We start from the raw sequence: 24,231 nt of genomic DNA, 5'->3' as shown, positions 1-24,231 counted from the left end.
AATGATTACAGATACAGAAATTAAAGAAATAAGAAAAATTCTAGAATCTAGTAAAAATCCTTTATTCTTATTTGACAATGATCCAGATGGTTTATGTTCTTACTTACTCTTAAAAAGATTAATAAAACGTGGAAAGTATACTATGATTACTGGAAATCTAGATTCTAATTATTTAAGCAGAGTAGATTATTTAAAACCTGATATAATATTTGTTTTAGACAAATCTCCAATACATCAAAGTTTTCTTGACGGATTATCTGTTCCAGTTGTATGGATAGATCATCATCCCCTAAATAAAGAATTAAATTATAAAGATCTAAAAATATTCAACCCCCATCTACATAATGGTGGAAAAGATAGTTTTCCAACAAGCTATTGGTGTTATAAAATCGCCCAACAAGACTTATGGATAGCTATGACTGGTTGTATTAATGACTGGACAATTCCTGATTTTAGTGAAGAATTTATAAAACAATATCCAGATTTATTTTCAAACAAAATAAAAGAACCCAGTAAGGCTTTATTTGAAACCCTCATAGGGAAATTAGGAATAACTTTATTTTTCTGCATAAAAAATAAATCTTCAGAATTGAAAAAAATATTCAATACACTAGACAAAATAGAATCTCCTTATGAAATAACGAATGAAACAACTTCAAGAGGAAAATTGATTGTACGTGAATCAAAATATGCAGGAAAATACGCTGAAAAAATAATAGAACAAGCCCTAGAAACAAAACCAGATGGAAATTTAATTGTCTTTCCATACAAAACCACAAAAGTAAGTCTAAGCGGATTTACAAGTAATTACATGCTTTACAAATTTCCCGACAAATATGTTATAATTGCAAGAGATACAGGAGAAGAAATGATATGTAGTTTTAGAGCTCCAGCATCATCAAAGTTAAACCTGCCCGATATAATTGGAGAAGCCTTGGAAGGTCTCATTGGACGTTTTGGAGGACATTCAAAATCATGTGGCGGAAATATTTCAAAACAAGACTTCTGGATTTTTATAGATAGATTTAAAAAAATAATAAATAAGAAAGAGATTTCCTTTAAATACTAAACATTAGCTTTAAATAATTTAAATTATTCTAAATAAGATAATGATAAAAGTAGGTATAATTGGTGGAACAGGCCTAGAAGATCCTGCGATTCTAAAAGAACAAAGTGAAATTGAAATTTCAACACCTTATGGTGCACCTTCTTCAAATTTAATTTTAGGAAAAATAAATAATATTGAAGTTGTTATTCTTTCAAGACATGGAAAACAGCATGAAATTTCTCCAACCTTAGTTAATAACAAAGCAAATATTTATGCTCTAAAAGAATTAGGTGTAACTCATATAATTGCAACAACTGCTTGTGGTTCTCTAAGAGAAGAAATAGAAAGAGGAGATTTGATTATACTTGATCAGTTTATTGAATTTACAAGATTTAGAGAACATTCTTCATTTAATGTTAATTTCACAGATGGAATAAAACACTGTGCAATGCCCGCACCTTTTGATGAAAACTTAAGAAGTGTTCTTTGCACAACAGCACAAGAAATGAACTTAAAATTTCATGAAAAAGGAACTGTAATTACAATTGAAGGCCCAAGATTCTCAACAAAAGCAGAATCAAAAATGTATAGAATTCTTGGAGCAGATGTAGTAAATATGTCAATTGCGCCAGAATGTATTCTTGCAAATGAAATTAAAATACCTTATGCAGCAATTGCAATCTCAACAGATTATGATAGCTTTAGAGATGATGTAGAACCTGTTTCTTGGGACACAATCTTAACAGTTTTTAAAGAAAACGTAGAAAAAGTAAAAGATTTGATTATAAACACAATTTCTAAAGTGCAAGAACAAGAAAAGGTTTAATTCTATTTATAAATCTCCTTTTTAAAGCAAAGATTAGTTTTATAAACTTAACAAGGTAAAATAAAGTATGAATGAAAATTTTAAACCAAGTTATTTAACTCCTATTTTTGAAGAAATTATTGGATTAGAAAAAGGAATGAATAAAGATGCAACAACTAAAGAGCAAATTGAAATTCTTTATTCTAAACTACCTGACTTATTCATAAAAGAAGAGGTATTAGAAATAAAATCTGTTGTTGAAGGGGGCAGGGTTATTAAAAATAATCAAATTAATAAGGACATAACTGACAAATTCAAAAAAGACTTTCTTATAGCAATAAGATGGGAACTACCTCCTAGAGTATATCAAATAATTGAACCTATATTAATCAAAGCTTATCAAGATGTTATAAAAAGAATGGAATAAACGAGCTTAATAAAATAAGGCGAAGAACCGAATTAATATATACTCCTATATATAGAAGATATTCTTTCTAAACAAACCCTAAACCTTTAAAAACTCTTAAATTATTCTTATTTTATGAATAAATATTTCCTAAATTTTATACTTATTTTAATAGTTTTAACTCTATCTACAAGTTTATTAGCTACAGACGCAGACTATTCAGATTCTTCATCTTTAAACTTAAACTTAAAAACAGAAGCAAAATTTAAAATTAATAATGCAGATTCTGTCTCAGCAGATTTGCAATTCTATCCAATAAACACAGAACTACAAAATGTAAATAATATTAATTTCTATTCAAATCCACAAGCAGAACTTTCAAATAAGAACGATTCAATGGTTTACTCATGGAAAAAACCGTCAGGAGAATATTTATTTGGCTATGATTCCAAAATAAGTACATTTAACACACCCGTAATAATAACAAAAAAGATTGAATTTCCGAATTCAAATAAACTAAATTTAGAATATGTAAAAGAATCTGAAAATATAGATTATAATGCTCCGATAATAAAACAAAAAGCTCTAGAAATTGCAGAAAATGAAGATGATTATTATAAATTAGTTTATAAATATGCTAATTGGGTATCAACTAATATTAAATATGATTTAGATTATGTTCAAACCTCTGGAAAAACAACCTATTCAACTTCACAAGGAGTTCTAAAAGCGTCTTGGGTCTTAGAAAATAAAGTTGGTGTTTGTGATGAATTTGCTTCATTACTTGCAGCATTCTTAAGAAGTATGAATATTCCAGTAAGATTTGTTTCAGGAATGGTTTATTCAAATTTAGTAGGAGACTGGGGTCCTCACGCATGGGTAGAAGTTTATTTCCCTAATCAAGGATGGGTTCCATTTGATCCAACTTACAAACAATTTGGATGGATAGATTCTTCACATATTGCTTTAAAAAGATCTTTAGATGGCTCAGAAGGAGTAATTGAATATTCTTGGTTAAGCACTAATAATGCGCAATTAGAAAAAATTGGAGAAATCTCAAACAAAATTAATTTAGTTTCAGAAAATAAAGGTCTTGAAAAATTAGTTTCAACAAGCTTAAATATTCCTTTTGAAGATTATAAGGCAGGAAGTTACCTTCCTCTTGAAGTAACTCTTCAAAATTCAAAACCTTATTATGTTTCAACTTCATTATACTTAACAAAGGCTCCAGGAATAGAAGGAGATAATACAAAAACTATACTTCTTGAACCTTATGAAAAAAAGAAAATTTATTGGATTATAAAATTAAGCGAAGATGCGGAAAAAAATTATATTTATAAAACAAAAGCAGAAGTAAAAACTTTATTTGGAGAAACAAAAGAAATTGAAATAGAATATTCATTAAAAGGAAAATTATTCACACTAGAACAAGCAAAAGAATTAATTCCAAAAGAGTTAACGAATTCATTTGAATATCTCAACACAATTTGCTCCTTAGATAAATCAGAATATTATGATTATGAAAAAGCAAATATTAAATGTACAATTTCAAACAGTTATTCAAAATCACTAACAATAGAAGCCTGTGCAGAAAAAGAATGTAAAACCTTAAATATACCTTCTAAATCCTCTCAAAATTTAGATTATCAATTTGAATTAGACAAAAGCAGAGAAATTGTTATTTCTTTTAAAGGCAAAATAGACAATAAAGAAATTTTAAAATATTATACTTTAGACTTAATAGTTAATGGTAGACCTGAAATCTTAATTTCAAATTTCAAAGCTTCTGAAGTAGATTATGATAAGAAAGGATATATTTATTTTGAAGTCAAACCAATTTTAGACTCAAAAAATATTAAAATAAGTATGAATGACAGAGATATTTTAAAAATACAAAACTTAAATGAAACTAAAATATTCAAAGTTCCAATTCATGGTTGGGAAATAAAAGACAATAAATTAAGATTTGATATTTCTTATCAAGATCAAAATGGAATTAACTACACAGGTTTAAGTGAGTTTGAAGTTAAAGTAAACGATGTAAGTTTCTTAAGAAAAACAAGTGCTTTCTTCCAAAGATTATTCTTTTCACTTTCAAAACCTGAAGTAACCAGTTTCTAAAAAGATTATATTTAAAAAGTTAAGGGTTAACATATACTTATGACTAACTATAAACTATGTTTTTCAATATCTCAAAGTCATACTAAGATTAAGCCTATGTTAAATTACATAGAAAAACAAGGATATAACCCACTTAAAACAGAAATAAGCCAAGATCAACTTTCAGTTATATTAACTACCGACAAACCAATTGCCTGGGAGACTATTGAAACCATTCTAAAATCACCACACACAAAAAGTGTAGGTAAACTAGCCGAGAATTTTAATAACTTTTTCCAAAATACATTATACACTTAGCAGATTTCCCACACTTAATACACTTCTCAGAAGAATGCTCAGAAATCATTACTCTTGAACTTGCTCCACCAGATTCATCTTTAATAAAATCTTCACATTTAGGTTCATTACAGAATGGAGCAATTACACCTTTTTTATTTTTAATTGCATCTTTAAAATCTTTAAAGGTTTTAACTTTAACAACTCCATCTTCAAACAATTTCTTAGACTTATGATGCATCTCTTTCTGCATCTCATCTAAAATAATATTAATTCTTCTTTTCAAATCTATAAATTTAACAACTTCTTTATGAAAATTATCTCTTCTTACAACAACAACTTGTGAATTTTCTATATCTTTTGGACCTATCTCAATTCTTAATGGAATTCCTTTTAATTCCCAATAATTAAACTTATATCCCGTACTATACTCTTCTCTTTTATCTAATAAAGCATCAAAAGCACTTAATTCATGAACTAATTCTTTTGCTTTTCTCAAAACCTTATCTTTGGTATCTTTAAATAATATGGGAACTATAACAACTTTATTTGTAGCCATCTTTGGAGGTAAAACTAAACCTTTATCATCACCATGGACACCAACTAAAACTCCTAACATTCTTGTTGTAATTGCCCAAGTATTTTGATAAACATATTCCTCAGCACCTTCTTTGTCTAAAAATTTAATATTATAAGCTTTTGCAAAATTCTGCCCATCGGAATGTGCATCTGGACCTTGTGCAAATCTTCCATTTAAAAAACATTCATGTGCATAAGTTGCTAATGCTCCAGCAAACTTTTCTTTTTCAGATTTTTTTCCAGCAACACTAAATAAAGCTAAATAATCATTAAGAATCTCTCTCCAAATTTCCATTATTTGTTTTATTTCTTCATCTGCTTCTTCTAAAGTAGCAAATGCAGTATGTCCTTCATTCCACCAAAATTCTCTTGTTCTCAAAAGTAAAGTAGGATGTTTAAATTCCCACCTTACAACATTATTCCACTGATTTAATTTTAAAGGTAAATCTCTCCAAGATCTTATCCATTTTGAATATGAATCATACATTATAACTTCTGAAGTTGGTCTTATTGCTAATCTTTCATTTAATTTAGTATCTCCTGCGTGAGTTACCCATGCAACTTCAGGTGAAAATCCTTCAACATGTTCTTTTTCTTTTTGTAATAAACTTTCAGGAATAAACAAAGGAAAATAACAATTTTTTACACCTAATTTTTTTATTCTTTCATCAGTTAATTTTACAATTTTTTCCCATAACTCATAACCTAATGGTCTCAAAACCATACATCCAGAAACAGCACTATAATCTGCTAACTCTGATTTAACAACAACCTGTGTAAACCACTCAGAAAAATCTTCAGATTTTTTTACTGTAATCCCCAAATTATCTTCTTTTTTATTCTTTTGGCCTTGCTCTTTTTGCATATCATTCTCAAAATATCGCTTTTTTATAAAGATTATGGTAAGATTTAAGAAATCTCAGCATTTTAAAACAATTTGGGCCTATGATGTAACCTGGATAGCATACTTGGCTTCGGACCAAGATATAGGGGTTCAAATCCTCTTAGGCCCATATGGACTCAAAAACCACAATTAAAGAATTAAAAGAGAAAATGAAAGTTTTCTCTGAAGAACGCGACTGGACTCAATTTCATGGTGCAAAAGATCTAGCTATTGCAATAAGTATAGAGGCAGGAGAACTTTTAGAACATTTTAGATTTAAATCAGAAAAAGAAATAGAATTAATGTTTAATAATTCAAAAAAGAAAGAAGATATTTGCAACGAAATAGCAGATATACTAACTTACTTAGTAAGACTTGCACAAAAATATAATATTGACTTATCTGACGAATTTAATAAAAAAATAGAAATATCTAAGAAAAAATATCCTATAGAAAAATTCAAAGGTTCAAACAAAAAATATAATGAAATTTAAAACACTAACTTATCTCTATGCACACTTAGACCTTCATTATCAATTGTCATTGGAAATATTTGTAAAGGATAATTAGTAGATCTCATTTTTAAAACTTCTAATGCTCTTGTTCTTATATTTCCCTTTCTAATACTATACAATAAAATCACACTATCAACTTCAAATTCTTCAGTTAAAGGATCATGCTCATCAGGATCAGTTTCATGCTCAGCAACAAACAAAGCTGTACAATCCCATCTTTTTATATTTTGAAACAAAGACATACAAGCCGCTCTTTGTGCTAATCCTTCCCTATGTAACATACTAAATGCACTCAAAGAATCGAACACGATTCTCTTAGGATTAATCTCTTTAATTACAGATTCTAAAATACCTCCCCCTTCTAATAAAATCTTTTCAATTTGAGCAGGTGTATAAGCTAAGATTGCTAATTTATTACTTTCTATTTTTTCTTTTAACTTCCAACCAAAACAATCCATATTTTGTAAAATCTCTTCTCCAGTTTCTTCAAATGAAATATAAACTCCCGCTTCATCATACTCTTCAATCCCTGTAACTAAAAATTGCATAGCAAATATACTTTTTCCAGAACCGGGACCACCTATAACCAAATTCATAGAATCTTTTCTAAAACCACCAGAGATTATTGGATCTAAACCCATTATTCCTGTAGCTAATCTAACACTAAAATTTGCACTTAAATCTCCCAAACCTTTTCTTAATTTATGTTTTATAGAAATATCTTCACCAGCTTCTTTTTTAGTTAATAATTGTAAACTTCCTTCGGGCCTATGAACAGAAATCTTTTTTCCAAGATGAACATGAACATCTTCAACATGCTTAGATTGCTCAACTTTAAATCTATTTTTAAGATGAGATTTAATAGCATTTATATGCTCTCTTTCCATATCTTTATACGACCCCCTTCTCATATTATTATCTAAATATCTTACATTTATAACATTTACTACTTTTTTAAATAATTATATGCAGAAACACCTGCAACAGCACCTTCACCAACTGCAACAGAAACTTGTTTAACTTTAGATTTACTAGTTATATCGCCTGCAGCAAATATTCCTTTAATATTTGTTTTTTGTTCATCATCAACTTTAATAAAACCTTTTTCAGTTTTAACTTTTAAATTATTTAATAATGAACTGACAGGAACAAAACCAACTTCTATAAACAAACCCTTAACTTTAATTTCTTTTCCACTATCTAAAACAACAGATTCCAAAAAGTTATTTCCTTTTAACTTTTGAATATTAGAATTATAAATAATTTCAACCTTCTTTCTTTTTAACAACTTATCAACTTCTATACCTTCTCCTTTTAATTTATCCCCTCTATAAATCAGATAAACTTTTTTTGTAAGTTCAGATAGATTTAATGCTGCAGCAACTGCAGAATTTGCTCCACCAACAACAGCAACTTCTTTTTTAGAGAACATAGCACCATCACACAAGAAACAATAACTTACTCCTTTTCCTAAGAACTTTTCTTCGTCTTTTAATCCTAATTGTTTATGCCTTACACCTGTAGCAATAACTAAAGATTTACTTTCATAAAACTTCTCAGCACAATAAACTTTAAAACCAATTTTAGTTTTTTCAATTTTCTCTACAACTTCTTCTTTTATTTCAACTCCAGATTTTTTAGCTTGTTTAAGAAAATCTTGCTGTAACTCCACCCCAGAAATTTCCTTAACACCCGCATAATTATGAATCCATGGTGCGGTTACTAACGTTCCACCACCAGGTTCATACAACATTAAAGTCTTTAATTTATATCTAGAAGTATAAATACTACAACTTACACCTGCAGGTCCTCCCCCAATAACAATTATATCATAAGTCATACTACTATTAAAATATGAAAGCTTTTAAATATTTGCATATATTCTAAATAATATGGAATACGCAACTCCAACTCAAAGATCAAGCAAGAGTCTTAAAAAGAAATTTAAATTCTACAAACACGGCGGACCAACACGTTCTAGAAATAAGATTTAATTATTTTTCGATTTCCTTTTTTAAATTTTTAATAATCTCCTCTCCACAATTATTCCAAAAGTTTAATATTTCTTCTGCTTGTCCCAAACTAGCCCTAAATCCTCTATAATTAATATCATGCCTTATTCTCTTGAATCTATCAAGGGAATTTAATTTGATTTTTTCCTTGATATCTAAATCTTTTAGACTCTCCAAACTTATTTCATGATTTGAAGGTTCATAATTTAAAAGTCCCCATTTAACTTCTCCAAGTTGTCTTATTGACTCATAAGTTTCCCTAAATATTAAAGTAGCCGATTCATCAGTAATTGAGATACATTTAACAACAGCCATATTCATTTCTGCAGAATTAATTAAAGATTTTATTTTTTCAAAATCACTTTGTTTCTTTCTTAAAATACCTGCTTTCAACCAAATAGAAAGAAACTCTTTATTCATTATTCACCTCTAAAAATCCATATAATATAATACCATTAACTAAATTGCTAAATAGGTTAGAATTTATATTTTCTCTGTTAAACAAATGAATTTGTATATTTCTATGAATATATTCTTCAAAAACAGACAATTCTTTTAGATTTATAGTATTATATTCTGTATCTTCAGTTTCTATAGCAATATCAATATCTGAAGTAGAAATATCCTCTCCTTTTCTAAAACTACCAAATAAAATAATTGATTTGGGATTATTAAAATGGGCTCCAAGAAACTCAACTAAACCACTGTTATAAATAAAATTTAAGTTATAAACAATTTTGTTTTTAATATAATTCCAGTTTTGTAAATTTGCTTTTACTCTCCAAATCTTACTTAATTTTTCAATAGTAATAATTTCTAGTTTAAATAATTCATCTAATATCTTGCCTAAATTAGCTTTTGCAACACCCGCTTCTCTAGCAATATCGCTAAGACTAAACTCTTTCTCAGGATACTTAAATAAGAGGTTATATACCCTAGTTATAGCATTTTCTTCATATAACTTTAGGTACTTCTTTTGAATTAATGGTTTCATTATAGAACATATGTTATATAATAGAACTATTTAAATCTTTTGCTTTTTTACGATTTTTTCAAATAAAACTTCCTTTTCTCTTCTGAAAACTTTTCAATAGCATACCTTAACATTGTTCTTGGCATTACTCTATAATACCTCCTTAAGAAATCCTCTTCAACTTTTAAATTTCTCTTTCCAATCTCTCTTAACATCCACCCAACAGCTTTATGTATTAAACCCACAAACTTTTAGATTTAACAAATTTAGATAAAATAGATTTATCTTTATCATAAAGATAGTCTCCAATTATATTTGGAGCAGATAAATCAACTAAATCCCAATTATTAATATATTCAGTATTTTTTAGATACTCTTGAAATATTCTTTCTTTAATTTCAAAACTTCCTTTTTTATACTTATCAATTAAAATAAACAAAGCAGTTAATCTACACTCATGAATTCTAGATTTTAATAAACTTAAACACTCTTCTAAACTTATCGCTCTATGTTTTTTAGCAATTATCCTTTGTTTTGGAACAACTATACCCCAAAAAACATCTCCTTCACCATATTCACCTTTTCCAGTTTTAAAGAATCGCATTAAAATCTTTGCTTTCTTAGGATCTGCGACCTTTTTTATATCTGCCATTAATAAATTAAGAGTCATAGTATTAAAAATAAAAAAGAGTTTATAAAACCTGCCGTATTAACTCTAAATATGTTTACAGACAGCCTTAAAAGAACCTTATTTGCTTCTTCAACACTTATAGGTATGACTATTGGTGCTGGTGTTCTTGGATTACCTTATATTATTAACAAGGTTGGCTTATCAACTGGCCTTTTAGCAATTATACTTGCAGGTTTAATTTTCTTAATAGTAAATCTCTTTATGGGAGAAATTGTCTTAAGAACCTATCACAAACATCAACTAAGTGGTTATGCTTACAAGTATCTTGGAAACAAAGGAAAAAATTTACTAACTTTTTCTTTAATCATTTTAACTTATGGTGCTTTATTAGCCTATATTATTGGTGTGGGTGAAGTATTAGCAACTCTCTTAAACTTACCAATAATAATTACAGCTTCAGCTTATTTTGCTTTAATGTTAATATTTACTTATCCCAATATTAAAAAAGCAGAAGGTTATGAAAGTTTATTCGTATTCTTAAAGATAAGTTTGATTTTAGCTCTAGCAATTATTCTAATTCCAAAAATGAATGTTTTAAATTTAAAAGATTTTAATTTTTATAAAATTTTAATTCCTTTTGGTATTGCTTTTTTCTCTTATGGCGGAACTTTAGCAGTCCCAGAAATGATAAATGAATTAAAAGATAAAAAACAACTTAAAAATTCTATAATTTTAGGAATGTTAATAACTATGATTATTTATATTATATTCTCAGTTTCATTTATAGGCGCATTTGGTTCAAATATAAAAGAAATTGCAGTTTTAAATCTAGATTCTGAACTTTTATCTTTATTAGGAAATTTGTTTATTTTCTTTGCACTAAGCTCTAGTTTTATTGTAGTTACAATTGGAATGAAAGATTTATTTCATTATGATCTAAACATCAGAAAAAAACTAGCTTGGTTATTAGTAATCATACCTCCCTTTATTCTATTTATACTTGGATTTAATAGTTTTATAGAAACTATTTCAATCGCGGGAAGCTTTGCAATGGGTTTAGAAGGCATTCTTATTATCTTAATGTATAACAGTGCTAAAAAACACTCAGAAAGAAAACCTGAATATGAAATTAAGCATTATAACCTATTAAGTTATGTTCTTTTAATTGTATTCTTATTAGTAATTGTTTATCAAGTAATTAGTTTAATCTAAGAAAACCTTTATAAGCCTTTTAACTAATAATCTCAAAATGATTAAAGCGTATGCTAAAACAATCCAAGGATTAGAAGAAATAAGTATAAAAGAGATTAAAGAACTATTAAATATCTCATCAAAAATTCTTTATCCAGGTATGCTTACTTTTGAAACTAAAACTTTAGAAGATATTGCTAAATTAACCTATCATTCTCAAAGTCTTCTAAAAACAGGAGTATTACTACAAACAGGAAAATTCAAAGAATTAAAAGATATTGTAAAAGAAATAAAATCAACAAAATTAGATTGGAAATATGAAACATTTGCAATAAAATCTACAAGACAAGGAAAACATAATTTTAGTTCAAAAGAAATAGAACATGAAATTGGTTCAATTATAAAAGGAAAAGTAAACTTAGAAAATCCACACACTCTTTTTGCAATTGAAATACAAGATAATAATTATTTATTTGGAATAGACTTTGCAGGATTTCCCCTAGACAAAAGATTTTATAGAGTAAAAATGAGTTTCAGTGCATTAAACTCAATAGTTGCCTATGCAATGATAAGATTAAGTGATTATAAGAATATACTCTTAGACCCTTATTGTAGAGATGGAATAATCTTAATAGAAGCAGATTATTTTAACTCTAAATTATTTATACATCAAAAAAAATTAGCTTATGAAAATTTCTTAAAATTAAAAATAGAAAATCCACCAAAAGCAAACTCAAGAATTATAGGCTTTGCAGAAAACATTGGCTCTTTAAAAAATTCAAAAATAAACATTTCAATGGCAGATGCAAAAGTCGAATTAGCAAAAAGAGAAGTAGAATGGATAGAAACAATGTTTAAAGATAATGAATTAGAAGCAGTAGTTTCATTCCCACCTTATATTTGTAAAAGGAATAAAAAACCAGAAGTTTTAAACTTCTACAACCAACTTTCAGAAGCTCTAAGAAATACCTTAAAAAACAAAGGAAAATTAGTTATTAATACTCCTAATCCAGATTTGAAAATACCTGATTTTAAGCAAGTTAAGAAATTAAACTATCAAATTGGTGACTTAAAAAGCTTTATTTATGTTTTTGAGAAATAGAAAGGTTTATAAACTAATATAGACACGTGTAATTATTAATGGACACATACCATATAAAATGGACAAACCTGCAATCTGAAATATTTAGATTATTATGTATAAAAGCAGGAACTAGCTTAAATTTAAGAAGTATAGCCAGACACTTAAAAAAATCTCCCACTGCAGTTTCAAATGCCTTAAAAGGATTAAAAAAAGAAGAACTAATAAATGTTAAAAAAATAGAAAATTTAAACCTACTCTCAATTGAATTAAATAGAGACAATTCAACAGCCATAGAATTAAAAAGAGTCGAAAACTTAAAGATAATTTATGAATCTCAAATAATAAAAACCTTAAGAGACAATTTTCCAGGGAGCACAATAATCCTCTTTGGAAGTTATTCTAAAGGAGAAGATATAAATTCTAATAAAACAGAAGAATACCATTCAGATATAGATATTGCAATAATAGGAACAAAAGAAAAGAATATAAACTTAACAAAATTTGATAAATTACTTGAAAGAAGAGTTGTCCTTAATTTTTACCCTTCTTTTAAAGAAATACATAAACATTTAAAGGATAATATTTTAAATGGAATAATCTTATCAGGAAGTGTAGATTTATGACCTTGCCTAAAGAATTTGAATATTATATAATCAAAAAAAGAATTAAAAAGTCTGCCCCAGATAAACCAAGAGCTGAATTCTTACTTAAAGAATCCGAAACTTCATTAGAAGGCCTAAAAGAAAGAATAAATATTATTGGTATTAATGATAAAAATGCAAATTCAATAATAAAAGATTGTTATGATATAATAATGGAAAATATAAGAGCTAAACTCCTTTTAGGGGGGTATTCTGCTTCAGGAAGTTATGCGCATGAAGCTGAAATTGCTTACCTTAAAAAACTCAAATTTCCAGATAGCGAAATTTCATTTTTAAATGAACTGAGGTATTTTAGAAATTCTGTAACTTATTATGGTAAAATATTAAATCAAGAATATGCAAAAAAAGTATTTAATTTCTTAAATCAGATTATTAAAAAACTAAAGGAGACTTAAAAAATCATGCCCTCTAAAACTATTAAAGAACCAAAAGAAGAAGCTGAAAACTTCCATTGGACTAAAGCAGTAATTGAAAAAATAAAAAAAGAGCATGGAAACAAAAAATCTTATGTTTGTGCTTCTGGAATCTCACCTTCAGGTTATGTTCATATAGGACATTTTAGAGAAATATTAACTTCAGAATTTGTAGCTAAAGCCTTAAGAAAAGAAGGTAAACAAGTGAGATTTATTTATTCTTGGGATAATTATGATAGATTTAGAAAAGTTCCACTAGATATTCCAAAAGAATTTGAAAAATATATTGGATTGCCTATTTCAGAAGTTCCAGATCCATGGAAATGCCATAAATCATTTGCAGAACATTTTGAAAAGACTGCTGAAACAGATGTAAAGCAAGCAGGCATAGAAGTAGAATTTATAGATCAGAGTAAAATGTATAAAAGTTGTAAATATGCTGATGATATCAAAAAAGCTCTGCTAAATAAAGCAGCAATTAAAAAAATATTAAATAAATATAGAAAAGAACCACTAGAAAATGATTGGTATCCTACAACAATTTATTGTGAAAAATGCAATAAAGACAACACCAAAATTTTAGATTATGATAATAATTACACTTTAAGTTATGAATGTACTTGTGGCTATTCTGGAAAAATTAATTTCAAAAAAGTAGGTAATGTTAAACTTTTATGGAGAGTTGACTGGCCTATGCGTTGGCATTATGAACAAGTAAGTTTTGAACCGGGTGGAAAAGATCACTCTTCTCCTGGAAGTTCATATGAAACAGGAAAACAAATACTTCCTGCAATCTGGGGAAATATACCTCCAACTTATCAAGTATATGAATGGATAGGTATTAAAGGCTTGGGCGGTAAAATGTCTAGTTCAAAAGGTAAATTAATTCTTCCAAGAGATGCAATGGAAATTTACGAACCAGAAATTATAAAATGGTTATTCGCAGGAACTCGCCCAAATAGAGAATTCTCAATAGGCTTTGATTTAGATGTTTTAAAAATATATGAAGACTTTGATAAATGTGAATCAATTTATTACAAAGAAACAAAATTAGAAAATAAAAAAGAATATGAAAAACAAAAAGATATTTATGAACTATCTGTAATTAATCTAGAAAAGAAAAAACCAGAAAGACCACCATTTAGACATTTAGTTTCTCTAGTTCAAATGTACGAAGGGGATTTAAAGAAAATAGAAGAATTATATCCAAAAAACAAATATGCTTTACAAAGAGCAAAATGTGCTTTAAATTGGATTAATAATTATGCTCCAGATCAAGTTAAATTTAGTGTTCATAAAGAAGTAACTAAGGAAATACTAAACAAATTAACAGTTTTAGAAAAACAAAGTATTCAAGAACTTTCCAGCTATCTTGAAAAAAACATTAAAAAAATAAAAGAAGAAGAATTATTTAATAAATTCTATGAAATTTGTACAAAATATAAAATAAATAATCAAGAATTTTTCAAAGCAGTTTACTTGATCTTAATTGGAAAAGAACGTGGACCGAGACTAGCAGGTTTCTTGTTATTATTAAATGAACGTGCAATTAAACTATTAAAACAAGTTAAATAAAACTTAAACCTCTAATTTAGGTTCTTAAATTCGGAGAATTTAATGAAAAAGAAAGGTTGCAGGACAGAACGTGAATTAGTCCATCTATTTTGGGATAATGGGTGGAGTGCATCAAGGGTAGCTGGTTCTGGAAGCACAACCATACCTGCCCCAGACATCATTGCAGGTAAATCAGGAAGAGTTCTAGTTATTGAATGTAAAGCAAGAAAAGAATCAACAGCATATCTAACAAAAAAAGAAGTTGAAGAATTAACCTTATTTGCAAATATTTTAGGTGCAGAACCCTGGATAGGTGTTAGATTTAATAACACAGAATGGAGATTTATTGAAACTTCAAAAACAAAATTAAGTAGAGGAGATAATCATGTTATTACTTTAGACGAAGCAACTAAAGAAGGTTTAACTTTTAAAGATTTAACTTTGGGAGGCCAAAAATGATAAATTACAATGGAATAAATGACCTTAAAAAAGAAGAAATTTCAAAAATAAAAGAAATTTCAGAGCACGAATTAACAAAATTAGAACATTGTGGAAAAATCTCAGAAGCGCGATTAACTTTAAAAGTGCACCCGCTAGAAAAAAAAGCAAAACAATATACTATTAGTTTAAATGCTAGATGTAAAGAGGTTTTCTTTGAATCAAGTGCCTCAGACTGGGAATTATCAACTGCAATTCATGCATCTTTTCAAAAAATGTTTAATGAAATTAAAAAGAAATTAAAATTAGTTGGATAGTTTATTTCACATAAACTATTTTTATTTTTTGTTTATTAGCCACACCCAAATAAACACCGGAACTTAATTCCATTCCCAAACCATTAGTTCCATCCCATTCTACTTTTCCATTAGAATCAGTTTTAAGATTGGTAATAAACTCTCCTACAACACTATAAATCATAACATCTGAATTAGCATTATATTTCAAAGTAGTTTTATCTGTAAAAGGATTTGGATAATTTATTAGTTCAGTTGAAGGGCTATCTGTATTAGGATTTGTTGGTGTAACTGCTTGCCAATTTAACAATTGTGCAACAGTATCAACTTTTGCTTTAATTTCATCTGAATTTGAAATAATATGTTCTAATCTATTTTGTCCTATTATAGAAAGTATATTTGCTTCATCATATTCTTGCTGAGGTTTTTGTTCAGTAGAATACATTAAATTTATCCAGGTTTTATCTCCATTACTTGCTTCATAACAAATACCATCAATTGTATCTCCATTAACATCAGCTTGATTATATTCATAACAATTTGGCTCTAGAAAATCTACATTATAATTTATCTTTGCAGTATTTACAAATTCTTTATACAAGTCAGAAACAGTTACTGCCAAAGCATCTTTAGCAGATAATAAAGCAAGTCCTCCTGCTAAAACTACTGCACCAATTTTTCTTTTAAAGGGAATTTTTCTTATCCAATCATATTTACTCCCTTCTTCACCACTTTTATCCTTCCTACTTCTAAAAAATCTGTTTCTACCTTTCTCAATAGCTTGATCTATTTTTCTCTTTCCACTAATAGCTTTATCCCATTGCATTTTAAATATTTAAAACTCCTACATTGTTTGTTTCATCATCTTCACTTACTAAACTATCTGGATCCACAGTTGCAGTTACAGTATAACCTGGAGCTTTATAATTCCAGTAAGCAAATATAGTAGTATAAGAATTTCCTGCAACAGTCACTTTATTACTTAAAGTTGAAGTTCCGGTATTAACACTCCATTTAATCTCTTCTTGGGTATTTCCATTATTATAAATATTAAAACTAATTACAGTATTACCTGAAGAAGTTTGCAATTTATCTAATTTTAAATTTAAAATCTGAAAATCTTTTCCAGAATTAATATCATTAACAGTTACTGTCCATTCAACAGCTTTAGAATTATCAACAACTGCTCTCAAAGTATGAACTCCTGCACTTCTTGAATTTGTACTTAGAGTGTAACTTTCTGATTTTCCTTTATACAATCCGTCTAAATACCAAGCAGGATTTTTTTGTGCTTTTACATTAAAGATTTGTTGCTCACCTTCATTCAAAGTCAAACTTAAACTTGAAGGAGAATATTCACTTATTGTAATTTCATCACTTGTTACAGTAATTGTTTTTTTACTTGTGCTTAAATCTCCATCTTTATCAGTAGTAATAAATTCAACTTCATAAGTTCCTTGAGTTTGGAAAGTATGTGTTATATCTTTTTGTGTTGAACTTGAACCATCTTTAAAATTCCAATTATAAGCAACTGGAGAATTTCCACCAACAACCATACCAGTAAATTTAACAGTAAATGGTGCTTTTCCTTTAATTAAATCTGCTGAAGCAATTGCTAAAGGATTTTCATTATTATAACTATCACATGCATCACCATTACCATCTCCATCTGCATCTTGTTGATTTGGATTTTTATTATTAGGACAATTATCTAAATTACCACAAATTCCATCTTTATCATAATCATCGTCTTTATCTAAAGGACAAGTATCACAAGCATTTCCTTTTTTATCATTATCAGAATCTTCTTGTCCTGGATTACCTAGACCTAAACAATTATCAATAGCATCATCAACACCATCATTATCTGCATCTACAGCTTGTTGACCCCAAGGCAACCAAGGTGAATAATAAACCCTTCCTCTTGTTGCATCATCAAAGATATCATAGATTAAGGTTTGAATAACATTTTCATCATCAGTTCCCCATTGATTATTTTCTAAATGAATGTCTTGATTTCCATAATTATACACAGCATATTCTTTTGCACCTAAAATAATGTTGTCATGAATATTATCTGTATAATTATAATTATATAAACGTAGCCCATATGTACAATTTTCAATTCTGTTCCCATAAATTTCATTATTACCATAATCATAAGGACGTGAATCACTTAAAGTTATTCCCTCCCCGTAAATTAAAATATTATTTTTAACTAAAACATTTTTTGTATTATAAAGCCTAATAAAAACATTATCACTGGGTTCGTCGTTATTTATAGGAAAATAACTCTTACCAGAAAGATAATTATTTTCAATTTGATTATTATCTCCTCTAATAAATAAAGAGGAATTAACAAAAGCATTTGTTGAAACAAAACCATTCTTCCCACTAATAATTAAAGAAGAATTAGTCAAGGTATTGTCAAAGAAATTAACATTGTCAGAAGTTCCTCCAATACTCAACCCACCCATACCCTTAAACTCATTTTCAGAAATATCTAAATTATTACCTGAAAAATAAATATCTGAATTATCAAAAGTATTACTTCCTATCTCAGAATCATTAAAATTGTAAAAAGCATAACTTCCACCACTAATAAAATGGTTGCTTATAATTTTTGAATCCTTTCCACTTTTTAAGTCAACAGTTCCATTAAAAGTATTATCTTCAAAAATAACATTATCAAAATATCCGCTTAAATCCCCATCCAAACCAAAATAGTCTATAGCAAAATTATTATTTTCTATAATTCCATTCTTAATATTACCAATACTTGCTCTACCTGATGAATGAGTTATAGATAAGTCTTCTACATTAAAAGCTCCAATCTCTTGTTTAATGTTTTTAAAAGTAACATTTTTATTATTAATCCAATATCCTGAAAAATCAGGATTATCAATCCATAATCCATATGCTCCTGCACCTTCGGCATTTTCTATATAAATATTTTCTCCACCAGAAATACCTCCACTTCCACCATAAATATAAACATCTTTAGCCCCATCAGCGTTAAAATATGAATTAATTACAGTTATATTCTCTACAAAATTTGCACTAAAACCTAAAGGACTATTAATAATATAAGTATTATTTTGTAATCCATCCGTATAGCCACTTATTCCAAATCCCGAAGTATAATTAGAAGTCATATTGGAAATATAAAAATCAGAAGCATCTAAATAAACGCCATAATAAACCCCTTCTATATAATTATTGGTAAATCTACCCCCCTTACCCGAAATAAATATACTTCTATCATACTCTGTTCCATAATCCATAAACTGATTAGAATCAAAAATATTATTTTCTCCATTAGCATAACTATAATATTGTGCACTAAAAATATTATTCTGAATTAAATTATTATTAGAATTAACTAAATTTATACCACCAAACATTCCTTTAACATAATTGTTAATTATGATATTATTATTTGAATCTGAAAACCAAAGAGTTGCGCTATCAAAAAGATTACAATTTTTAACAGTTACTCCAGAAACACTTGTAAAATTAAACCCTGAATCATAAATTCGCTTACCTTTAATATAATAATTATCACAATCTAACTCAACATCTGAATGAGTTATTTGAGGATAACCATAAGAAGTAAAAGAAATATTCGAAATAAGCTTAACACTATTTCCAGCATTTAATTGCATAGTCACACAGTCAATTGTAGAACATTCTGAGTAAGAACTAACAAAACAAGCTAGTAAAAGTATCCATATTCCAAAAATAAGGAATTTTCTGCTCATTTAGTATTTAAAGACCATTTGCTTTAAAAAACTAACCCAAAAATAAGCTTAAAACAGCTTATTTAAGGCATTTACCACGCTGAAACAGACACATAAATAGTTTCTAATTTATTTCCACCCAAATCCACAAAACCTTCTGGATCATAAGAAGGATCATCTTTAATTAATCTTAAAGGTAATTCATAAGTATATACTGGAATACCTGCCGAAGGTTCTGTATACGTTAAAGAATCTTTAGTTTTACAAAGCTTACTCGAATCAATTTTTAATTTAAATCCCCAAAGATCACATTTTTTTTGATCAAGTGAAGGAGTCATACAATTAGGCAAATAAATATTTCCTTGATTATCTCTCAAACATATTTGGAAATTTCTTCCAGATGGATAATTCCAATTAGTTTTAACCTTTAAATAATTATTTTGGGTAACCTCATAAATTCCGTCTGGATTTTGAGCCCATTTTAAAAAACCATCTGTACAACTCGCGGGAGCCCCATCACTTTCAGCACACATTACAAGTTTATATAACTTCTCCAAGCTTACTCCACTAAACTCAACAGTTCCTGTTCCAAGATCACAAGTTAAAGGGTCATCACATTCATCCGTCCCAGAACCAGAAGAGGAAGTAGGATTTAATGAAACTTCATTATTCTTATCATAATAAATATCATAATAACCTTCACCTAAGGTAGGCAAACTAAGTTCATTTGATAAAATAGAAAAACCTACTTCATTATTATCTTTATCTTTTATTTTAAAATAATCTTTTTGACAAGAAGTTTTACAATCAAAATCAGATAAATCTATTGTATAGCTCCCTGAGATCTTAACATACACTCTCTTCCTATAGAAAACTGAAGTTACACAATATAAATCAGTTGTAGGATCATCACCACAAATTGGATGTCCTTTTATATCATAACTCCCACTATCATCAGGACCATACAAAAAATTATCCATAACAATATGAGTTAAAACATCTCCTTCCCAATCATCTTGACTTGACCAAGGTTGCCAAAGAATAAACAAAGCCAACATCCCAGTAATAAATATACCCATACTTATAGCCCAGTCTATATGGCTCATACCTCTTTTATTGAACATATTTACAATTAAAGAAAGATTATTTATAAAGATTTGTGAGAATTAATTAAGATAATGCGTATCATTAAAAAAATTTATTCTAAAACCACATTTATATTTTTTATCAAAATCTATTTCAGTTAAAGAACACTCATGTATTTTTAATTTAAAAATTGAATCCTGAATGTTTATTCCAAGTAAATACCCTATAAATATCTTCAAAAAGCCTTCATGAGAAACGATTAAAATAATTTCATTCTGACTAATTTCATTAAAAATATAATTCAAAAATTGTTTTGCTCTTTCTTGAACCATTAAAAAGCTTTCCCCATTTGGAGGACATAAATTTTCAATTTTATCTCCCAATCCTTCCCAATTTATTTCATCTTTAGATTTTCCTTCAAAATCACCACTATTTCGTTCATTTAACAAGGGATTATATACTATTGGAACATTAATTAAATCCTGGATTATTTTAGAAGTATCTTTACATCTCAAAAGATTACTCGAAATAATTAAATTTAATTTGTATAACTTTAAATATTCAGCCAATTTTTTTGTTTGTAAAATTCCTGATTCAGTTAAAGTTAAATTGCCATCTAAATTTATTATAGAAAAATCATTTTTAACTTCTCCATGCCTTGTTAAAAGTAGTTTCATTTTATATTATTTTTTAATTAAATTTATAATTTGATTGGCAACTTCCTCTGCACTTAGCAGATTATTATCTATTAAAGTTTCATTTAAGTTATATGGTTTATTTTTTTCAAATAAATTGTTTATATAAACAATTTTGTCAATACTTCCAGGCCACATCCGATTGGGACATTTATTTCTAATTAAATTTTGTTCTAATGAACAAGATAATCTTATTAATTTACCCTCTCCACTTATTTGTTTTTTCATTTGGTCTAATAAATCTTGATCTGCTAAAACCCATTCAAGAAGCGTAAAATATCCTTCTTGAATAAAACTATTTGCTAAAAGAATAGTATTTTTTGCACATAAAACCCTATTTTTATAAGAAGGTTCTTTATCACCAATATATTTTCTTAATTCCCCACAATCTATTAAAGCAAAATTTATGCGACTTTTATGAAAATAAGGGATTAATTTCTTAAGGGTAGTAGTCTTTCCTACACCTATATTTCCTCTTAAAATAAGGTAATCATATTTTATTTCCAACATTGTGGATCCCTCTCAAAATAATTTTTATTTTCAGACCAGGCAACAGCCCTACATCCTCGACATAAAGAAATAATTTCACAATCTGAACAAGCCTTGATTTTATGAATTTCTCTATATTTATTCATCTCTTCTGAAGAGATAAAAAAATTTCTTATAGAGGTTTCTTTTATATTACCTATTGGTTCCGAAAGTCTTCTACAAGCATACAAAGTTCCATCAGGTTCCATACAAAATCCATTTCTACCTATACTACATCCTCCATAAATCTTTTTATCTTGAGGAATTTGATTTAAAAAAGAAGGATTTTCTTTATTTAATTCATAAAAAAATAGACTCCATAAAGGATCTTTAAAACCGAAAGTATTAATATCAAAACCTTGATTCTTTAACTTTTTATAAACAGAATATACTTGTAATAAAAAAGTTTTGTACTCGAATGGTTTAAAACATTCTTCTTTAATCCTCTTACCCTGCCCAATAGGAACTAATCTGGCAAAATCAAAAACTAAAATATCTCTAGGGACGAGAAATTCAATCAATTCAGGTATATCTAAATAATTTATTTTAGAAACTGTACTCATAATCATTACTGGAATATCATGGCTTCTTAATTTAATAATTCCTTCTAAATTTTCATCAAAACTACCTTTTCCACGTATAAAATCATGCGTATCCTTTAATCCATCGAAACTTAATTGATATTTAGAAACATTATTCTTTTTAAGCATTTCAAGATTTTTTTTATTTAATAAAGAAGCATTTCCTAACATAACTATCTTCACTTTATTTTGATTGGCATAAGCCAATAAATTATTGATATCTTTTTTTAATAAAGGATCTCCACCCGTAAAAGAAATACTTGGAATTAAATTAATAAGTTCAGAAAATTGCACTAAATCATCTATTACTTTAAAAGATTCACTTAAACTAAGCTCATCAAGATTACTTGATTTTTTATTTATATAACAGTGTTTACATGAATTATTACATTTATTAGTTATATGCCATTGTAAATTAAATTCATTCTCGAATCTCCTACCTTGAATTGGATCCATATTAAAAAAAATTTATTCTTGAATATAACTTCTACAAGAAGCCTGACAAGCTCCCCCAGTACAAAAACTTTCACAATCTCCACAATAAACCAACAATTTTTGAAGAGAACCCTTAATTTTTATGGATTCGCTCCAAAAGGCATAAACAGACAATTTTTTTGTTTCTTGTGGGGTCAATCTCTTTATAGAAGGAATTCCAAGTACTTTCTCTTCAACTTTAGAAATACAATTTAAATTATTCTGAAATACCTCAAGAAATTCTAAGCTCATATAAGTCCCTCCCGTAGATTTATTTTTTGATTATTATTAACTAAATGGCTTTGGTGCAATCCTTCTAAAAATTTAAATAAAAGAGGGTTTTACCCCTCTTTATGGTTCGCAAGAACACAAAAAGAGGTAAACCCCATGAAAGATATATATTCAGATTATTTAAAATTTGTTAAAAATGCTTTAAAAATTGCTACAAAAATTCCAAAATATTTTTCAAAGTTTTCAAATAAAATATATTGCAACTATCAAAAGTGTGCAATATATTTGTTTATGCAAAAGCTTAAAACAACTGCACGAGGTGTAATCTCGTTAATTAAAGCATCTTCAGAAATACAAATGCTTCTTGAATTAAAAAGAATCCCAGTTCATACCACTATAATTCGATTTGGTAAAAAAATTGAAAAGCGAATAGACAGGTTGTTAGATATAAGACAAGCAAATAATGTTGCAGTTGATTCAACTGGCTTTGAAACTGAATCAAAAAGCTACTATTTCAGAAATATTCAAAATAGCGATAAACCTCAGAAAACAAAGAGATACGTTAAATTAAGTGTGTGCGTAGATACAGATAAACTATTTATTTTAAAATATAAAATAAGAAGAAAATTGAGAAATGATCACATTGATTTTAAAAAGGTATTACAAAATATTGAAACAAAAAAAGTTTTTGCTGATAAAGGATATGACAGTAAAAAGAATAGGCAGTTTGTTTTAAACAAATTGCGAGCTATACCAATTATACCTGTAAGAGGGCATAATAACTTTTATGGCTATTTAAAGCTTGGAAAGAAAGTTGATGGTCGAGATTATCATCAAAGAAGTAAAGTTGAGACTGTATTTTCTATGATTAAAAGAAAATATGGTTCTGTTTTGAGAAACAAAACCTTTGCAACTCAGAAAGTCGAACTTATAAGCAAGTTAATTGCCCATAATATTGACAGAATGCAATATTATTTTTTGTTCTTATCAAGAGGGTTGCACCAAAGCC

General features: G+C 27.8%; 26 protein-coding genes, 1 tRNA gene and 1 pseudogene. 15 read left to right on the top strand and 13 right to left on the bottom strand.

Going from position 1 to position 24,231, the window contains the following annotated elements; genetic code table 11:
- Position 1: 1 nt before the first annotated feature.
- From J4403_03095 to J4403_03075, 5 genes are all read left to right on the top strand, one after another.
- Positions 2–1,069, top strand: coding sequence for a hypothetical protein (locus tag J4403_03095; protein ID MBS3167169.1), 1,068 nt, complete (start codon positions 2–4; stop codon positions 1,067–1,069).
- 40 nt (positions 1,070–1,109) lie between these two features.
- Positions 1,110–1,874, top strand: a complete 765-nt coding sequence (locus J4403_03090; GenBank protein MBS3167168.1) for an MTAP family purine nucleoside phosphorylase — start codon at positions 1,110–1,112, stop codon at positions 1,872–1,874.
- Positions 1,875–1,941: 67 nt separating this feature from the next.
- Entirely contained in the window at positions 1,942–2,280 is a 339-nt protein-coding gene (locus J4403_03085; protein MBS3167167.1) for a hypothetical protein, read from the top strand.
- Between the two features lie 114 nt (positions 2,281–2,394).
- Positions 2,395–4,380 carry a transglutaminase domain-containing protein gene (locus tag J4403_03080; GenBank protein MBS3167166.1) on the top strand — a complete coding sequence of 662 codons (1,986 nt, stop codon included), beginning with the start codon at positions 2,395–2,397 and terminating at the stop codon, positions 4,378–4,380.
- A 39-nt stretch (positions 4,381–4,419) separates the two neighbouring features.
- Positions 4,420–4,677 carry a hypothetical protein gene (locus tag J4403_03075; GenBank protein ID MBS3167165.1) on the top strand — a complete coding sequence of 86 codons (258 nt, stop codon included), beginning with the start codon at positions 4,420–4,422 and terminating at the stop codon, positions 4,675–4,677.
- On the opposite strand, the gene proS is transcribed toward J4403_03075, so the two are convergent.
- Positions 4,643–6,100: a proline--tRNA ligase gene (gene proS / locus J4403_03070; GenBank protein ID MBS3167164.1), complete on the bottom strand. Its 1,458-nt coding sequence runs from the start codon at positions 6,098–6,100 to the stop codon at positions 4,643–4,645. The two genes, J4403_03075 and proS, sit on opposite strands and share 35 nt — an antisense overlap.
- A 74-nt stretch (positions 6,101–6,174) precedes the next feature.
- Between proS and J4403_03065 the strand changes: the two genes are divergently transcribed.
- A tRNA-Arg gene (locus J4403_03065) sits at positions 6,175–6,248 on the top strand.
- A 1-nt stretch (position 6,249) separates the two neighbouring features.
- The gene (locus J4403_03060) at positions 6,250–6,612 is read left to right on the top strand and encodes a nucleotide pyrophosphohydrolase (GenBank protein ID MBS3167163.1); all 363 of its coding nucleotides are present in this window, start codon (positions 6,250–6,252) and stop codon (positions 6,610–6,612) included.
- Here J4403_03060 and J4403_03055 read toward each other — a convergent pair.
- From J4403_03055 to J4403_03035, 5 genes and pseudogenes are all read right to left on the bottom strand, one after another.
- Complete coding sequence (locus J4403_03055) at positions 6,609–7,544, bottom strand: hypothetical protein (protein ID MBS3167162.1); 936 nt, start codon at positions 7,542–7,544, stop codon at positions 6,609–6,611. The genes J4403_03060 and J4403_03055 overlap by 4 nt on opposite strands.
- 35 nt (positions 7,545–7,579) lie before the next feature.
- Positions 7,580–8,473: an FAD-dependent oxidoreductase gene (locus tag J4403_03050; protein ID MBS3167161.1), complete on the bottom strand. Its 894-nt coding sequence runs from the start codon at positions 8,471–8,473 to the stop codon at positions 7,580–7,582.
- A gap of 154 nt (positions 8,474–8,627) precedes the next feature.
- Positions 8,628–9,065, bottom strand: a complete 438-nt coding sequence (locus J4403_03045; GenBank protein MBS3167160.1) for a hypothetical protein — start codon at positions 9,063–9,065, stop codon at positions 8,628–8,630.
- Positions 9,058–9,639, bottom strand: a complete 582-nt coding sequence (locus J4403_03040; GenBank protein ID MBS3167159.1) for a nucleotidyltransferase domain-containing protein — start codon at positions 9,637–9,639, stop codon at positions 9,058–9,060. Before J4403_03040 ends, J4403_03045 begins: the two co-directional genes overlap by 8 nt.
- Before the next feature lie 47 nt (positions 9,640–9,686).
- A pseudogene (locus tag J4403_03035) lies at positions 9,687–10,288 on the bottom strand (DNA alkylation repair protein).
- Positions 10,289–10,339: 51 nt separating this feature from the next.
- Between J4403_03035 and J4403_03030 the strand changes: the two are divergent.
- Genes J4403_03030 through J4403_03000 form a run of 7 tightly spaced genes read left to right on the top strand, consistent with a single transcriptional unit; the run spans position 10,340 to position 15,908 of the window.
- The gene (locus J4403_03030; GenBank protein ID MBS3167158.1) at positions 10,340–11,461 is read left to right on the top strand and encodes a GerAB/ArcD/ProY family transporter; all 1,122 of its coding nucleotides are present in this window, start codon (positions 10,340–10,342) and stop codon (positions 11,459–11,461) included.
- A 37-nt stretch (positions 11,462–11,498) separates the two neighbouring features.
- Positions 11,499–12,542: a hypothetical protein gene (locus J4403_03025; protein ID MBS3167157.1), complete on the top strand. Its 1,044-nt coding sequence runs from the start codon at positions 11,499–11,501 to the stop codon at positions 12,540–12,542.
- A 38-nt stretch (positions 12,543–12,580) separates the two neighbouring features.
- Complete coding sequence (locus tag J4403_03020; GenBank protein MBS3167156.1) at positions 12,581–13,147, top strand: nucleotidyltransferase domain-containing protein; 567 nt, start codon at positions 12,581–12,583, stop codon at positions 13,145–13,147.
- Positions 13,144–13,581 (top strand): hypothetical protein, encoded by a 438-nt coding sequence (locus J4403_03015; GenBank protein ID MBS3167155.1) that lies wholly within the window; start codon positions 13,144–13,146, stop codon positions 13,579–13,581. Before J4403_03020 ends, J4403_03015 begins: the two co-directional genes overlap by 4 nt.
- 6 nt (positions 13,582–13,587) lie before the next feature.
- Positions 13,588–15,174 (top strand): lysine--tRNA ligase, encoded by a 1,587-nt coding sequence (locus J4403_03010; protein ID MBS3167154.1) that lies wholly within the window; start codon positions 13,588–13,590, stop codon positions 15,172–15,174.
- 42 nt (positions 15,175–15,216) lie between these two features.
- Complete coding sequence (locus J4403_03005) at positions 15,217–15,612, top strand: Holliday junction resolvase (GenBank protein ID MBS3167153.1); 396 nt, start codon at positions 15,217–15,219, stop codon at positions 15,610–15,612.
- Entirely contained in the window at positions 15,609–15,908 is a 300-nt protein-coding gene (locus J4403_03000) for a hypothetical protein (protein MBS3167152.1), read from the top strand. Before J4403_03005 ends, J4403_03000 begins: the two co-directional genes overlap by 4 nt.
- Before the next feature lies 1 nt (position 15,909).
- Here J4403_03000 and J4403_02995 read toward each other — a convergent pair whose 3' ends face one another.
- The 7 genes from J4403_02995 to J4403_02965 all read right to left on the bottom strand — a co-directional run bounded on the left by J4403_02995 (position 15,910) and on the right by J4403_02965 (position 23,243).
- Positions 15,910–16,713, bottom strand: coding sequence for a hypothetical protein (locus J4403_02995; protein ID MBS3167151.1), 804 nt, complete (start codon positions 16,711–16,713; stop codon positions 15,910–15,912).
- A 1-nt stretch (position 16,714) separates the two neighbouring features.
- On the bottom strand, positions 16,715–19,648 hold the full coding sequence (locus tag J4403_02990; GenBank protein MBS3167150.1) for a right-handed parallel beta-helix repeat-containing protein: 2,934 nt from the start codon (positions 19,646–19,648) through the stop codon (positions 16,715–16,717).
- A 71-nt stretch (positions 19,649–19,719) separates the two neighbouring features.
- Complete coding sequence (locus J4403_02985; GenBank protein ID MBS3167149.1) at positions 19,720–20,751, bottom strand: hypothetical protein; 1,032 nt, start codon at positions 20,749–20,751, stop codon at positions 19,720–19,722.
- A 42-nt stretch (positions 20,752–20,793) separates the two neighbouring features.
- A complete protein-coding gene (locus J4403_02980) occupies positions 20,794–21,390 on the bottom strand; it encodes a histidine phosphatase family protein (GenBank protein MBS3167148.1) in 597 nt (198 codons plus the stop codon).
- A 6-nt stretch (positions 21,391–21,396) separates the two neighbouring features.
- Positions 21,397–21,918 carry a hypothetical protein gene (locus tag J4403_02975; GenBank protein ID MBS3167147.1) on the bottom strand — a complete coding sequence of 174 codons (522 nt, stop codon included), beginning with the start codon at positions 21,916–21,918 and terminating at the stop codon, positions 21,397–21,399.
- Complete coding sequence (locus tag J4403_02970) at positions 21,906–22,973, bottom strand: radical SAM protein (protein MBS3167146.1); 1,068 nt, start codon at positions 22,971–22,973, stop codon at positions 21,906–21,908. Before J4403_02970 ends, J4403_02975 begins: the two co-directional genes overlap by 13 nt.
- A gap of 12 nt (positions 22,974–22,985) precedes the next feature.
- Positions 22,986–23,243: a hypothetical protein gene (locus J4403_02965; protein ID MBS3167145.1), complete on the bottom strand. Its 258-nt coding sequence runs from the start codon at positions 23,241–23,243 to the stop codon at positions 22,986–22,988.
- Positions 23,244–23,378: 135 nt separating this feature from the next.
- On the opposite strand from J4403_02965, the gene J4403_02960 reads away from it, so the two are divergent.
- On the top strand, positions 23,379–24,231 hold an 853-nt coding region (locus J4403_02960; GenBank protein MBS3167144.1), incomplete at its 3' end, for a transposase.

It is taken from the genome of Candidatus Woesearchaeota archaeon (assembly GCA_018302225.1).
Classification (GTDB): domain Archaea; phylum Nanobdellota; class Nanobdellia; order SCGC-AAA011-G17; family JAGVZY01; genus JAGVZY01.
Note: the sequence above shows the minus strand (reverse complement) of the source record. Positions and strands in the feature narration are given on the sequence as shown.